This is a genomic window from Pseudomonas helvetica (genome assembly GCF_039908645.1).
Classification (GTDB): Bacteria; Pseudomonadota; Gammaproteobacteria; order Pseudomonadales; family Pseudomonadaceae; genus Aquipseudomonas; species Aquipseudomonas helvetica.
The window spans coordinates 5,696,315-5,710,000 of the sequence record NZ_CP150917.1 but is presented as its reverse complement, the minus strand read 5'-3'; the positions used below and the strand labels follow the sequence as shown (position 1 = coordinate 5,710,000).

Genomic DNA, 13,686 nt, shown 5'->3' with positions numbered 1-13,686 from the left:
GAGTAACGACAATGGGTGTGAAAAACACCCACGCCGAAAGACCAAGGTTTCCTGCGCAACGTTAATCGACGCAGGGTTAGTCGGTCCCTAAGGCGAGGCTGAAAAGCGTAGTCGATGGAAAACAGGTTAATATTCCTGTACTTCTGGTTATTGCGATGGAGGGACGGAGAAGGCTAGGCCAGCTTGGCGTTGGTTGTCCAAGTTTAAGGTGGTAGGCTGGAATCTTAGGTAAATCCGGGATTCTAAGGCCGAGAGCTGATGACGAGTGTTCTTTTAGAACACGAAGTGGTTGATGCCATGCTTCCAAGAAAAGCTTCTAAGCTTCAGGTAACCAGGAACCGTACCCCAAACCGACACAGGTGGTTGGGTAGAGAATACCAAGGCGCTTGAGAGAACTCGGGTGAAGGAACTAGGCAAAATGGCACCGTAACTTCGGGAGAAGGTGCGCCGGTGAGGGTGAAGGACTTGCTCCGTAAGCCCATGCCGGTCGAAGATACCAGGCCGCTGCGACTGTTTATTAAAAACACAGCACTCTGCAAACACGAAAGTGGACGTATAGGGTGTGACGCCTGCCCGGTGCCGGAAGGTTAATTGATGGGGTTAGCTAACGCGAAGCTCTTGATCGAAGCCCCGGTAAACGGCGGCCGTAACTATAACGGTCCTAAGGTAGCGAAATTCCTTGTCGGGTAAGTTCCGACCTGCACGAATGGCGTAACGATGGCGGCGCTGTCTCCACCCGAGACTCAGTGAAATTGAAATCGCTGTGAAGATGCAGTGTATCCGCGGCTAGACGGAAAGACCCCGTGAACCTTTACTATAGCTTTGCACTGGACTTTGAATTTGCTTGTGTAGGATAGGTGGGAGGCTTTGAAGCGTGGACGCCAGTTCGCGTGGAGCCAACCTTGAAATACCACCCTGGCAACTTTGAGGTTCTAACTCAGGTCCGTTATCCGGATCGAGGACAGTGTATGGTGGGTAGTTTGACTGGGGCGGTCTCCTCCTAAAGAGTAACGGAGGAGTACGAAGGTGCGCTCAGACCGGTCGGAAATCGGTCGTAGAGTATAAAGGCAAAAGCGCGCTTGACTGCGAGACAGACACGTCGAGCAGGTACGAAAGTAGGTCTTAGTGATCCGGTGGTTCTGTATGGAAGGGCCATCGCTCAACGGATAAAAGGTACTCCGGGGATAACAGGCTGATACCGCCCAAGAGTTCATATCGACGGCGGTGTTTGGCACCTCGATGTCGGCTCATCACATCCTGGGGCTGAAGCCGGTCCCAAGGGTATGGCTGTTCGCCATTTAAAGTGGTACGCGAGCTGGGTTTAGAACGTCGTGAGACAGTTCGGTCCCTATCTGCCGTGGACGTTTGAGATTTGAGAGGGGCTGCTCCTAGTACGAGAGGACCGGAGTGGACGAACCTCTGGTGTTCCGGTTGTCACGCCAGTGGCATTGCCGGGTAGCTATGTTCGGAATAGATAACCGCTGAAAGCATCTAAGCGGGAAACTAGCCTCAAGATGAGATCTCACTGGGACCTTGAGTCCCCTGAAGGGCCGTCGAAGACTACGACGTTGATAGGTTGGGTGTGTAAGCGCTGTGAGGCGTTGAGCTAACCAATACTAATTGCCCGTGAGGCTTGACCATATAACACCCAAGCAATCTGCATGCTTCGAGAGAAGAGCCAGATTGCGGTGTGTGAAGACGAAACGAACCGAAAGTTCGAGCTGCTCACAAACACCGAGATCTATCACATACCCAATTTGCTGAAGCGAGACCAACAGGTCACGACTCAGTACCCGAATTTCTTGACGACCATAGAGCATTGGAACCACCTGATCCCATCCCGAACTCAGCAGTGAAACGATGCATCGCCGATGGTAGTGTGGGGTTTCCCCATGTGAGAGTAGGTCATCGTCAAGATTAAATTCCGAAACCCCAATTGCGAAAGCAGTTGGGGTTTTGTTTTGCCTGCGAGAAAGTTGATTCCGGAATCTTACGATTTCTATGCAACGGCTCGGGGCATGGCTATCATGCGGGCCTCATTGTGAGGCGATACTTGCATGCTGACGTTGTTAAAGCTCCTGAAGGACGGTCGTTTCCACTCCGGCCAAGCGCTGGGCGCCGCTCTAGGTATTAGTCGCAGCGCTGTGTGGAAGCAACTCCAGCACCTTGAGGCTGAGTTGGGTCTTTCTATTCACAAGGTGCGTGGCCGTGGTTATCAATTGAGTGCGCCGTTGACTCTGCTCAACTCCGCGGAGATCGCTGAGCATTCGCCTGCTTGCGATTGGCCCGTACTGGTCTTTGATTCGATTGATTCCACTAACGCTGAAGCTTTGCGCTCTATAGAGCGCGGTATGGCTGCGCCATTTCTTGTGCTTGCAGAGCGACAAACTGCCGGTCGCGGCCGACGCGGCCGCAAGTGGGTGAGCCCGTTTGCCGAAAATGTCTACTATAGCCTCGTGCTGCGAATCGATGGTGGCATGCGCCAGCTTGAGGGGCTTAGCCTGGTCGTCGGCCTTGCCGTGATGCAAACACTGCGCGATCTGGGTATTGCCGGCGCTGGTTTGAAGTGGCCTAACGATGTCCTGGTGGGTGAGAAGAAAATCGCTGGCATATTGTTGGAGTTGGTTGGGGATCCTGCGGATGTGTGTCATGTCGTTCTGGGTGTAGGAATCAATGTAAATATGCAGATCGCTGATGAGGTCGATCAGCAGTGGACCTCTATGCGTCTCGAAGCAGGTAGGGCGTTCGATCGTAATCTTCTAGTGGCGCATTTGGGGATTGTTCTCCAGGGGTACCTGAGTCGTCATCAGTTGGCGGGGTTTTCAGCGCTTCGGGCGGAGTGGGAGCAAGGCCACCTATGGCAGGGGCGTGCGGTTTCGCTGATTGCTGGAGTGAGTCGGATTGATGGCGAGGTGATAGGGATTGATGGTCAGGGTGCATTGCGTTTGAACGTGGGTGGCGTAGAAAAAGTGTTTAGTGGTGGTGAGCTAAGTCTGAGGTTGCGCAATGATTCTTGAGCTCGACTGCGGGAATAGCTTTATCAAATGGCGTGTGTTGCACGCAGATGCGGCGCGGTTGGTTGCTGAGGGGGTTGTCGACTCGGACCTGGCTTTGTTGGAAAGTTTGCGCGGCTGCGATGGTTTGAATCTCAAGCATTGTCGGCTGGTAAGCGTAAGAACCAATGAAGAGACCGCTGCGCTAGTTTCCTTGCTGGTCGAGGCATTCGGTGTAACGGTGTCCTGTGCGGCGCCGGCTCGTGAAATGTCTGGAGTCCGCAACGGTTACGAGGATTATAAGCGGCTGGGGCTTGATCGCTGGCTTGCGATGCTTGGCGCATTTCATCTTGCCTCGGGGGCTTGTCTGGTTCTCGATTTTGGTACTGCGCTTACCGCAGATTTTATTGCGGCGGATGGCGAGCACCTGGGAGGGTTCATTTGTCCCGGAATGCCCTTGATGCGTAACCAGTTGCGCACCCATACCCGACGGATTCGCTATGACGATATCGCGGCATCCAGGGCGCTCGAGAGCTTTGAGCCAGGGCGAAATACGGTGGAGGCCGTCGAGCGTGGCTGTTCATTGATGTTGAGAGGGTTCGTCCTGACGCAGCTAGAGTTGGCATGCAGCTATTGGGGGCAGGAGTTCTCGGTGTTCCTCACTGGTGGTGATGCAGGCCTGGTTTCTGGAGTCGTGCCAGAGGCGCGGGTAGTACCAGATCTCGTCTTTGTAGGTTTGGCCATGGCGTGCCCATTGTCCTGAGGTTTTTATGCGTTGGTTGTTTCTGTTGTTGCTGGTCCTGAATGTTTTTTATTACGTTTGGCATCAGCAGGAGGCGCCCTTGCGTGCGAAGGACGTCACTCCATTGAGTTTGTATAAAGGTTCGCAGCAGGACATTCGCCTGTTGAGTGAAACGCCTGATGCAGTAGCTGCGCGTGACAAGGGTAAATTTGCGCAGGCGGATAACAGTTGTCTTTATCTGGGTGGTTTTGCTCGTCAGGAAACGGCGAAGACGCTTGAACAGCGATTGGCCGCTCTCGACATCAAGGTTCAGCAGCTATCGGTTTCTCTTCCTGATTCTGTTGGATATTGGATGCGTGTAGCTCCAGAGAGCCGGCGTTTGGCTGATGATTCCGTGCTGCAGAACCTTGCTAAAGAATTCAATGAGTTAAAACATAAAATAATGCCGTGCGAGGGGGTTGCAACTGCTGAATAGGTTGCATAGAATGGCGCCCGCTTCGCAGTGAAGACCTTTAGCGGTCAACAGTGTGAAGCGAGGTCAACGCAGCTAACCTCAGGTTTTTAATGAGAAAATGCTTGACAGAAGGCTGGCATGATGTAGAATGCCGGCTCGCTTAGGAGGGGTTCCCGAGCGGCCAAAGGGATCAGACTGTAAATCTGACGTCTACGACTTCGAAGGTTCGAATCCTTCCCCCTCCACCATTTTTAGCGTGAGCTGCAAGCTTACGCGGGTATAGTTTAGTGGTAGAACCTCAGCCTTCCAAGCTGATGATGCGGGTTCGATTCCCGCTACCCGCTCCAAGTTTGCAGGTTGTGCAAAGTGTTTCGCTCTTGTAGCTCAGTTGGTAGAGCACACCCTTGGTAAGGGTGAGGTCAGCGGTTCAAATCCGCTCAAGAGCTCCATATAACAAGGCAGATATGAAAATATCTGCCTTTGTTTTAATGGCTAGTGTGACTTGCTTAATTCTTCTCCTAGGGGTGATTTCGATGGCTAAGGAAAAGTTCGAACGTAATAAGCCGCACGTCAACGTAGGTACCATTGGTCACGTCGACCACGGTAAAACTACTCTGACTGCCGCTCTGACTCGTGTCTGTTCCGAAGTTTTCGGTTCGGCTAAGGTTGACTTCGACAAGATCGATAGCGCCCCAGAAGAAAAAGCTCGTGGTATCACCATTAACACTGCTCACGTTGAGTATGATTCGGCCGTGCGTCACTACGCACACGTTGACTGCCCGGGTCACGCTGACTACGTGAAGAACATGATTACCGGTGCTGCTCAAATGGATGGCGCTATCCTGGTTTGCTCGGCCGCTGATGGTCCGATGCCGCAAACTCGTGAGCACATCCTGTTGTCCCGTCAGGTAGGCGTTCCGTACATCGTGGTTTTCCTGAACAAGGCTGACCTGGTGGATGACGCTGAGCTGCTGGAGCTGGTTGAGATGGAAGTGCGCGATCTGCTGAGCACTTACGACTTCCCGGGCGACGACACTCCAATCATCATTGGTTCTGCGCGTATGGCGTTGGAAGGTAATGATGAAAACGGGATGGGTACCACTGCTGTCAAGAAGTTGGTTGAGACTCTGGATAACTATATTCCAGAGCCTGAGCGTGCTATCGACAAGCCGTTCCTGATGCCAATCGAAGATGTATTCTCGATTTCAGGTCGCGGTACTGTTGTGACTGGTCGTATCGAGCGTGGTATCGTTCGCGTTCAGGATGCGCTGGAAATCGTTGGTCTGCGTGATACCACCACCACTACCTGTACTGGTGTTGAAATGTTCCGCAAGCTGCTCGATGAAGGTCGTGCTGGCGAGAACTGCGGTGTTCTGCTGCGTGGTACCAAGCGTGATGACGTTGAGCGTGGTCAGGTGCTGGTCAAGCCGGGTTCGGTTAAGCCGCACACCAAGTTCACTGCAGAAGTTTACGTTCTGAGCAAGGAAGAAGGCGGTCGTCATACTCCGTTCTTCAAAGGCTACCGTCCACAGTTCTACTTTCGTACTACTGACGTGACTGGTAACTGCGAGCTGCCAGAAGGCGTTGAAATGGTAATGCCAGGTGACAACATTCAGATGACTGTTACCCTGATCAAAACCATCGCAATGGAAGATGGCCTGCGTTTCGCTATCCGTGAAGGCGGTCGTACCGTCGGCGCTGGTGTCGTAGCCAAAGTCATCGAGTAAGTTGTTGTAATGTCTTTTTTAGGCCGGCATAATGGTCGGCCTAATTTTGTTTTAGGTCAGTAGCTCAATTGGCAGAGCGACGGTCTCCAAAACCGTAGGTTGGGGGTTCGATTCCCTCCTGACCTGCCAGATTCACTCAGTGTGTCTGGCTTTCTTTTCACAGGATCTTCATAGATGACTCCTAAAGCTGAAGCTCAAGGCTCTCGCTTCGATCTGCTCAAGTGGCTTGTAGTAGTCGCTTTGGTGGTTGTTGGCGTTGTCGGCAATCAGTATTACCATGCTGCGCCGATCCTGTACCGTGTACTCGCTTTGCTTGTTATTGCTGCTGTAGCTGCCTTTGTAGGCCTGCAGACCGTCAAGGGCAAGTCTTTCTTTGTACTGGTTAAGGAAGCTCGCACCGAGATTCGTAAAGTCGTGTGGCCAACTCGCCAAGAAACCACGCAGACCACCCTGATTGTGGTGGCTGTTGTTCTGGTTATGGCGTTGCTGTTGTGGGGGCTTGATTCCCTGCTCGGCTGGCTTGTTTCCTTGATTGTTGGCTAAGGGTGTCCCGTGGCTAAGCGTTGGTACGTTGTGCATGCTTACTCGGGTTACGAGAAGCATGTCATGCGCTCGTTGATCGAGCGCGTAAAACTGGCTGGCATGGAAGATGGCTTCGGCGAAATTCTGGTTCCCACTGAAGAAGTGGTTGAAATGCGTAATGGCCAGAAGCGCAAAAGCGAGCGTAAATTCTTCCCGGGTTACGTGCTGGTTCAGATGGATATGAATGAGGGGACTTGGCACTTGGTCAAGGATACTCCTCGGGTGATGGGCTTCATCGGCGGTACCGCTGATAAACCTGCACCTATCACTGACAAAGAAGCAGAAGCAATTCTGCGTCGTGTTGCTGATGGTAGCGACAAGCCGAAGCCCAAGACTCTGTTCGAGCCGGGCGAAGTGGTTCGTGTTACCGACGGTCCGTTCGCCGATTTTAATGGCACGGTCGAAGAAGTTAACTACGAAAAGAGCCGCATCCAAGTCGCAGTGCTCATTTTCGGTCGCTCTACTCCGGTAGAGCTAGAGTTCAGCCAGGTCGAAAAGGTCTAGCCGAACAAGCATCCCAACCCCGCAGCCCTAGGCTGTGGGGTTTTGTCGTCACTGGGATAAACGCGCAAGTAACCGGGGAGCCTCTCGAGGCGTTCGAACCCGTAATTGGAGTGCCTCATGGCCAAGAAGATTACCGCTTACATCAAGCTGCAAGTGAAGGCCGCTCAGGCTAACCCAAGCCCACCTGTTGGTCCTGCTCTGGGTCAGCACGGCGTGAACATCATGGAATTCTGCAAGGCTTTCAACGCCCGTACTCAGGGTATTGAACCAGGTCTGCCGACTCCAGTGATCATCACTGTCTACAGCGACCGTAGCTTCACTTTCGAAACAAAAAGCACCCCGGCTTCGGTTCTGCTGAAGAAGGCTGCTGGTTTGACTAGCGGTTCCGCTCGTCCAAACACCGTTAAGGTTGGCACTGTAACTCGTGCTCAGCTGGAAGAAATCGCGAAAACCAAAAACGCGGATCTGACTGCAGCTGATATGGAAGCAGCCGTGCGTACTATCGCCGGTTCTGCTCGTAGCATGGGCCTTAACGTGGAGGGTGTGTAATGGCTAAGCTGACCAAGCGCCAAAAGGCTATCGCCGGCAAAATCGAAGCGGGCAAGGCCTACAACTTTGTAGACGCCGCTGCTCTGCTGGCTGAGCTGTCGACTGTCAAGTTCAGCGAGTCGTTCGACGTTGCTGTGAACCTGGGTGTTGACCCGCGTAAATCTGACCAGGTTGTTCGTAGCGCTACTGTGCTGCCACACGGCACTGGCAAGACCGTTCGCGTTGCCGTGTTCACCCAGGGTCCAGCAGCTGAAGCTGCTCTGGCCGCCGGCGCTGATCGCGTAGGTATGGACGACCTGGCTGCCGAAATGAAAGGCGGCGACCTGAACTATGACGTAGTTATTGCTTCCCCGGATGCAATGCGCGTTGTAGGTCAGTTGGGTCAGATCCTCGGTCCACGTGGCCTGATGCCTAACCCTAAAGTCGGCACCGTAACTCCAGACGTAGCTACCGCGGTTAAAAACGCAAAAGCTGGTCAGGTTCGTTATCGCACCGACAAAAACGGCATCATCCACACCTCCGTTGGCAAAGTCGGCTTTGATGCCGTCAAGCTGAAGGAAAACGTTGAAGCCCTGATCGCTGATCTGAAGCGTATCAAGCCAGCTTCCTCGAAAGGTATTTACGTCAAGCGCGTTACCCTGAGCACCACTATGGGCCCAGGTCTGGTCATCGACCAGGGTTCGCTCGACGCGTAAGACACAGATTGGCGCGAGTAATTGCGCCAATTGAAAAATTGGGGTCCCTGCCTGGCGGGGGCTATCCAAGACCGTAGGCGACGCAAGTCTTAAACCTCAAGCCTACGCAGATGGTGCTCCCGGTTCCTTACCGAATCAGACACCAAAACGACATCCGGCCTCGGCTGGATGAAACGGTAACAAGCAGGAGTTAAACCCGTGGCAATTAAACTCGAAGACAAGAAGGCCATCGTCGCTGAAGTCAACGAGGCTGCCAAAGCTGCTCTGTCCGCTGTCGTGGCTGATGCCCGTGGCGTAACAGTAGGCGCTATGACCGGACTCCGTAAAGAGGCTCGTGAAGCCGGCGTTTACGTACGTGTTGTACGTAACACCCTGCTCAAGCGCGCTGTTGCTGACACTGAATACAGTGTTCTCAACGACGTGTTCACTGGCCCGACCTTGATTGCATTCTCCAAAGAACATCCGGGCGCTGCTGCTCGTATCTTCAAGGAATTCGCAAAAGGTCAGGACAAGTTCGAGATCAAGGCAGCTGCGTTCGAGGGCAAGTTCCTCGCAGCTAACCAAATCGACGTACTGGCAACTCTGCCGACCCGTGACGAAGCAATTTCTCAGCTGATGAGCGTGATTCAAGGCGCTACCAGCAAATTGGCTCGTACTCTGGCGGCAATTCGCGACCAGAAAGAAGCTGCTGCAGCCTAAGGCTCGCCATCTTCTCGCGTTTTTTGTTTATTTCGATGGTCGCGTAGGCCGTCCCCCAATTCAGGAATTAGAGTCATGTCTATCTCTCAAAACGATATCCTTGAAGCCGTTGGCAACATGTCCGTAATGGAAGTTGTTGAACTGATCAAAGCTTTCGAAGAAAAATTCGGCGTTACCGCTGCTGCTGCATCGGCTGGTCCAGCTGTTGCTGCTGCCGTTGCTGAAGAGCAAACCGAATTCAACGTCATGCTGACCGAAGCTGGCGAGAAGAAAGTTAACGTGATCAAGGCTGTACGTGAACTGACCGGTCTGGGCCTGAAAGAAGCCAAGGCTGTAGTTGACGGCGCTCCTGCCATGGTTCTGGAAGCTGTTGCCAAAGACGCAGCTGACAAAGCCAAAGCAGTTCTGGAAGAAGCAGGCGCTAAAGTCGAGCTGAAGTAAGCTTCGACTTTGCGTCTCCAGCCCGAGCGTTAAGCGAAAGGCTGATGGCTGGTGGCTCTTGCCACCGGCCTTTTTCCGTTATTGGCAGCCGACTGGGTCGGTGCTGATAACGAGCTGTAACCACCCGATGCGGTGGCGCAAACCATGGGGTTTGCACGATTTTCTGGCTGCTCCCGTCGGGAGGGGCCAAACAAGCAGGTGACCAAGCTGGGGAACGCTGATGGCTTACTCATATACTGAGAAAAAACGTATCCGCAAGGACTTTAGCAAGTTGCCGGACGTCATGGATGTGCCGTACCTCCTGGCCATCCAGCTGGATTCGTATCGTGAATTCTTGCAAGCGGGAGCGACTAAAGATCAGTTCCGCGACGTGGGCCTGCATGCGGCCTTCAAATCCGTTTTCCCGATCATCAGCTACTCCGGCAATGCTGCGCTGGAGTACGTCGGTTATCGCCTGGGCGAACCGGCATTTGATGTCAAAGAATGCGTATTGCGCGGTGTGACTTACGCCGTACCTTTGCGGGTAAAAGTGCGCCTGATCATTTTCGACAAAGAATCGTCGAACAAAGCGATCAAGGACATTAAAGAGCAAGAAGTCTACATGGGTGAAATCCCCCTGATGACTGAGAACGGTACCTTCGTAATCAACGGTACCGAGCGTGTAATCGTTTCCCAGCTGCACCGTTCCCCGGGCGTGTTCTTCGACCACGACCGTGGCAAGACGCACAGCTCCGGCAAACTGCTGTACTCCGCGCGGATCATTCCTTACCGCGGTTCGTGGCTGGACTTCGAGTTCGACCCGAAAGACTGCGTATTCGTGCGTATCGACCGTCGTCGCAAGCTGCCTGCATCGGTACTGCTGCGCGCGCTCGGCTATACCACTGAAGAAGTGCTGGACGCGTTCTACACCACCAACGTCTTCCACGTGCAAGGTGAAAACCTCAGCCTGGAACTGGTGCCTCAGCGCCTGCGTGGTGAAATTGCTGTCCTGGATATCCTGGATGACAAAGGCAAGGTTATTGTCGAGCAAGGTCGCCGTATCACCGCTCGCCACATCAACCAGCTGGAAAAGGCCGGGATCAAAGAGCTGCAAGTGCCTCTGGACTACGTCCTGGGTCGCACTACCGCCAAGGTCATCGTGCATCCGGCAACCGGCGAAATCCTGGCAGAGTGCAACACCGAGCTGAACACCGAGATCCTGGCGAAAATCGCCAAGGCTCAGGTCGTTCGCATCGAGACTCTGTACACCAACGATATCGACTGCGGTCCGTTCGTCTCCGACACGCTGAAGATCGACTCCACCAGCAACCAATTGGAAGCGCTGGTCGAGATCTATCGCATGATGCGTCCTGGCGAGCCGCCAACCAAAGACGCTGCCGAGACTCTGTTCAACAACCTGTTCTTCAGCCCTGAGCGCTATGACCTGTCTGCGGTCGGCCGGATGAAGTTCAACCGTCGTATCGGTCGTACCGAGATCGAAGGTTCGGGCGTGTTGTGCAAAGAAGACATCGTCGCGGTACTGAAGACTCTGGTCGACATCCGTAACGGTAAAGGCATCGTCGATGACATCGACCACCTGGGTAACCGTCGTGTTCGCTGCGTAGGCGAAATGGCCGAGAACCAGTTCCGCGTTGGCTTGGTACGTGTTGAGCGTGCGGTCAAAGAGCGTCTGTCGATGGCTGAAAGCGAAGGCCTGATGCCGCAAGACCTGATCAACGCCAAGCCAGTGGCTGCTGCGGTGAAAGAGTTCTTCGGTTCGAGCCAGCTGTCCCAGTTCATGGACCAGAACAACCCGCTGTCCGAGATCACCCACAAGCGTCGTGTCTCTGCACTCGGCCCTGGCGGTCTGACGCGTGAGCGTGCCGGCTTTGAAGTTCGTGACGTACACCCGACTCACTACGGTCGTGTATGCCCGATTGAAACACCGGAAGGTCCGAACATCGGTCTGATCAACTCCCTGGCCGCCTATGCGCGCACCAATCAGTACGGCTTCCTCGAAAGCCCGTACCGTGTGGTGAAAGACGCTCTGGTCACCGACGAGATCGTGTTCCTGTCCGCCATCGAAGAAGCTGATCACGTGATCGCTCAGGCTTCGGCCACGATGAACGACAAGAAAGTCCTGATCGACGAGCTGGTAGCTGTTCGTCACTTGAACGAGTTCACCGTCAAGGCGCCGGAAGACGTCACCTTGATGGACGTATCGCCGAAGCAGGTAGTTTCGGTTGCTGCGTCGCTGATCCCGTTCCTCGAGCACGACGACGCCAACCGTGCGTTGATGGGTTCGAACATGCAGCGTCAAGCTGTACCAACCCTGCGCGCTGACAAGCCGCTGGTAGGTACCGGCATGGAGCGTAACGTGGCTCGCGACTCCGGCGTTTGCGTCGTGGCTCGTCGTGGCGGCGTGATCGATTCCGTTGATGCCAGCCGTATCGTGGTTCGTGTTGCTGATGATGAAGTTGAAACCGGCGAAGCTGGTGTCGACATCTACAACCTGACCAAATACACCCGCTCCAACCAGAACACCTGCATCAACCAGCGTCCGTTGGTGAGCAAGGGTGATCGGGTTCAGCGTAGCGACATCATGGCTGACGGTCCGTCCACCGACATGGGTGAGCTGGCTCTGGGTCAGAACATGCGCATCGCGTTCATGGCATGGAACGGCTTCAACTTCGAAGACTCCATCTGCCTGTCCGAGCGTGTGGTCCAGGAAGACCGCTTCACCACGATCCACATCCAGGAACTGACCTGTGTGGCGCGTGACACCAAGCTTGGGCCAGAGGAAATCACTGCAGACATCCCGAACGTGGGTGAAGCTGCACTGAACAAGCTGGACGAAGCTGGTATCGTTTACGTAGGTGCTGAAGTTGGCGCAGGCGACATTCTGGTTGGTAAGGTCACTCCGAAAGGCGAGACCCAACTGACTCCGGAAGAGAAGCTGTTGCGTGCGATCTTCGGTGAAAAAGCCAGCGACGTTAAAGATACTTCCCTGCGCGTACCTACCGGTACCAAGGGTACTGTCATCGACGTACAGGTCTTCACCCGTGACGGCGTAGAGCGTGATGCTCGTGCTCTGTCGATCGAGAAGACTCAACTCGACGAGATCCGCAAGGACCTGAACGAAGAGTTCCGTATCGTTGAAGGCGCTACTTTCGAACGTCTGCGCTCCGCTCTGGTCGGCCATAAAGCCGAAGGCGGCGCCGGTCTGAAGAAAGGTCAGGAAATCACCGACGAAGTTCTCGACGGTCTTGAGCACGGCCAGTGGTTCAAACTGCGCATGGCTGAAGATGCTCTGAACGAGCAGCTCGAGAAGGCTCAGGCCTACATCGTTGATCGCCGCCGTCTGCTGGACGACAAGTTCGAAGACAAGAAGCGCAAACTGCAGCAGGGCGATGACCTGGCTCCAGGCGTGCTGAAAATCGTCAAGGTTTACCTGGCAATCCGTCGCCGCATCCAGCCGGGTGACAAGATGGCCGGTCGTCACGGTAACAAGGGTGTGGTCTCCGTGATCATGCCGGTTGAAGACATGCCGCACGATGCCAATGGCACCCCGGTCGACGTTGTCCTCAACCCGTTGGGCGTACCTTCGCGTATGAACGTTGGTCAGATCCTTGAAACCCACCTGGGCCTCGCGGCCAAAGGTCTGGGCGAGAAGATCAACCGTATGATCGAAGAGCAGCGCAAGGTTGCTGACCTTCGCAAGTTCCTGCACGAGATCTACAACGAGATCGGCGGCCGCAACGAAGAGCTGGACACCTTCTCCGACCAGGAAATCCTGGATCTGGCGAAGAACCTGCGCGGTGGCGTACCGATGGCCACTCCGGTGTTCGACGGTGCCAAGGAAAGCGAAATCAAGGCCATGCTGAAACTGGCAGACCTGCCGGAAAGCGGCCAGATGCAGCTGACTGACGGCCGTACCGGCAACAAGTTCGAGCGCCCGGTTACCGTTGGCTACATGTACATGCTGAAGCTGAACCACTTGGTAGACGACAAGATGCACGCTCGTTCTACCGGTTCGTACAGCCTGGTTACCCAGCAGCCGCTGGGTGGTAAGGCGCAGTTCGGTGGTCAGCGTTTCGGGGAGATGGAGGTCTGGGCACTGGAAGCATACGGTGCTGCTTACACTCTGCAAGAAATGCTCACAGTGAAGTCGGACGATGTGAACGGCCGGACCAAGATGTACAAAAACATCGTGGACGGCGATCACCGTATGGAGCCGGGCATGCCCGAGTCCTTCAACGTGTTGATCAAGGAAATTCGTTCCCTCGGCATCGATATCGATCTGGAAACCGAATAACACGTG

Annotated in this window: 11 protein-coding genes, 4 tRNA genes and 2 rRNA genes (1 of these 17 running past the window's edge); all 17 read left to right on the top strand. The window is 54.3% G+C overall.

Features of this window, described 5'->3' with window-relative positions; translation table 11 throughout:
• Positions 1 to 1,641 (top strand): 23S ribosomal RNA (locus tag AABM55_RS26420); it begins 1,251 nt to the left of the window's first position.
• Between the two features lie 160 nt (positions 1,642 to 1,801).
• Positions 1,802 to 1,917 (top strand): 5S ribosomal RNA (gene rrf / locus AABM55_RS26415).
• A gap of 140 nt (positions 1,918 to 2,057) precedes the next feature.
• Positions 2,058 to 3,017, top strand: coding sequence for a bifunctional biotin--[acetyl-CoA-carboxylase] ligase/biotin operon repressor BirA (gene birA, locus AABM55_RS26410; protein WP_347928148.1), 960 nt, complete (start codon positions 2,058 to 2,060; stop codon positions 3,015 to 3,017).
• A complete protein-coding gene (locus AABM55_RS26405) occupies positions 3,007 to 3,756 on the top strand; it encodes a pantothenate kinase (RefSeq protein ID WP_347928146.1) in 750 nt (249 codons plus the stop codon). Before birA ends, AABM55_RS26405 begins: the two co-directional genes overlap by 11 nt.
• A gap of 7 nt (positions 3,757 to 3,763) precedes the next feature.
• Positions 3,764 to 4,210, top strand: a complete 447-nt coding sequence (locus AABM55_RS26400) for a hypothetical protein (protein WP_347928145.1) — start codon at positions 3,764 to 3,766, stop codon at positions 4,208 to 4,210.
• Between the two features lie 142 nt (positions 4,211 to 4,352).
• A tRNA-Tyr gene (locus tag AABM55_RS26395) sits at positions 4,353 to 4,437 on the top strand.
• A gap of 25 nt (positions 4,438 to 4,462) precedes the next feature.
• Positions 4,463 to 4,536 (top strand) — tRNA-Gly (locus AABM55_RS26390).
• A 26-nt stretch (positions 4,537 to 4,562) separates the two neighbouring features.
• Positions 4,563 to 4,638: transfer RNA gene (locus AABM55_RS26385), tRNA-Thr, on the top strand.
• Positions 4,639 to 4,722: 84 nt separating this feature from the next.
• Positions 4,723 to 5,916 carry an elongation factor Tu gene (gene tuf, locus AABM55_RS26380; protein WP_347928143.1) on the top strand — a complete coding sequence of 398 codons (1,194 nt, stop codon included), beginning with the start codon at positions 4,723 to 4,725 and terminating at the stop codon, positions 5,914 to 5,916.
• A 53-nt stretch (positions 5,917 to 5,969) separates the two neighbouring features.
• Positions 5,970 to 6,045 (top strand) — tRNA-Trp (locus AABM55_RS26375).
• A gap of 45 nt (positions 6,046 to 6,090) precedes the next feature.
• Positions 6,091 to 6,459 carry a preprotein translocase subunit SecE gene (gene secE, locus AABM55_RS26370; RefSeq protein WP_019693884.1) on the top strand — a complete coding sequence of 123 codons (369 nt, stop codon included), beginning with the start codon at positions 6,091 to 6,093 and terminating at the stop codon, positions 6,457 to 6,459.
• Positions 6,460 to 6,468: 9 nt separating this feature from the next.
• Complete coding sequence (gene nusG / locus AABM55_RS26365; RefSeq protein ID WP_010443972.1) at positions 6,469 to 7,002, top strand: transcription termination/antitermination protein NusG; 534 nt, start codon at positions 6,469 to 6,471, stop codon at positions 7,000 to 7,002.
• Between the two features lie 117 nt (positions 7,003 to 7,119).
• Entirely contained in the window at positions 7,120 to 7,551 is a 432-nt protein-coding gene (gene rplK, locus AABM55_RS26360) for a 50S ribosomal protein L11 (RefSeq protein ID WP_008008888.1), read from the top strand.
• On the top strand, positions 7,551 to 8,246 hold the full coding sequence (rplA, locus tag AABM55_RS26355; RefSeq protein ID WP_019693883.1) for a 50S ribosomal protein L1: 696 nt from the start codon (positions 7,551 to 7,553) through the stop codon (positions 8,244 to 8,246). The genes rplK and rplA overlap by 1 nt, the downstream gene beginning before the upstream one ends.
• 198 nt (positions 8,247 to 8,444) lie before the next feature.
• Complete coding sequence (rplJ, locus tag AABM55_RS26350; RefSeq protein WP_019693882.1) at positions 8,445 to 8,945, top strand: 50S ribosomal protein L10; 501 nt, start codon at positions 8,445 to 8,447, stop codon at positions 8,943 to 8,945.
• Between the two features lie 75 nt (positions 8,946 to 9,020).
• The gene (rplL, locus tag AABM55_RS26345) at positions 9,021 to 9,386 is read left to right on the top strand and encodes a 50S ribosomal protein L7/L12 (protein ID WP_003206098.1); all 366 of its coding nucleotides are present in this window, start codon (positions 9,021 to 9,023) and stop codon (positions 9,384 to 9,386) included.
• Between the two features lie 220 nt (positions 9,387 to 9,606).
• The gene (gene rpoB / locus AABM55_RS26340) at positions 9,607 to 13,680 is read left to right on the top strand and encodes a DNA-directed RNA polymerase subunit beta (protein ID WP_054594279.1); all 4,074 of its coding nucleotides are present in this window, start codon (positions 9,607 to 9,609) and stop codon (positions 13,678 to 13,680) included.
• Positions 13,681 to 13,686 lie beyond the last annotated feature (6 nt).

Bases quoted from the DNA above. Each gene is read 5' to 3' on its own strand.
- secE (WP_019693884.1), top strand. From the start codon at position 6,091: ATGACTCCTAAAGCTGAAGCTCAAGGCTCTCGCTTCGATCTGCTCAAG.
- rplL (WP_003206098.1), top strand. From the start codon at position 9,021: ATGTCTATCTCTCAAAACGATATCCTTGAAGCCGTTGGCAACATGTCC.
- rplK (WP_008008888.1), top strand. From the start codon at position 7,120: ATGGCCAAGAAGATTACCGCTTACATCAAGCTGCAAGTGAAGGCCGCT.
- tuf (WP_347928143.1), top strand. From the start codon at position 4,723: ATGGCTAAGGAAAAGTTCGAACGTAATAAGCCGCACGTCAACGTAGGT.
- AABM55_RS26405 (WP_347928146.1), top strand. From the start codon at position 3,007: ATGATTCTTGAGCTCGACTGCGGGAATAGCTTTATCAAATGGCGTGTG.
- birA (WP_347928148.1), top strand. From the start codon at position 2,058: ATGCTGACGTTGTTAAAGCTCCTGAAGGACGGTCGTTTCCACTCCGGC.
- AABM55_RS26400 (WP_347928145.1), top strand. From the start codon at position 3,764: ATGCGTTGGTTGTTTCTGTTGTTGCTGGTCCTGAATGTTTTTTATTAC.
- rplA (WP_019693883.1), top strand. From the start codon at position 7,551: ATGGCTAAGCTGACCAAGCGCCAAAAGGCTATCGCCGGCAAAATCGAA.
- rpoB (WP_054594279.1), top strand. From the start codon at position 9,607: ATGGCTTACTCATATACTGAGAAAAAACGTATCCGCAAGGACTTTAGC.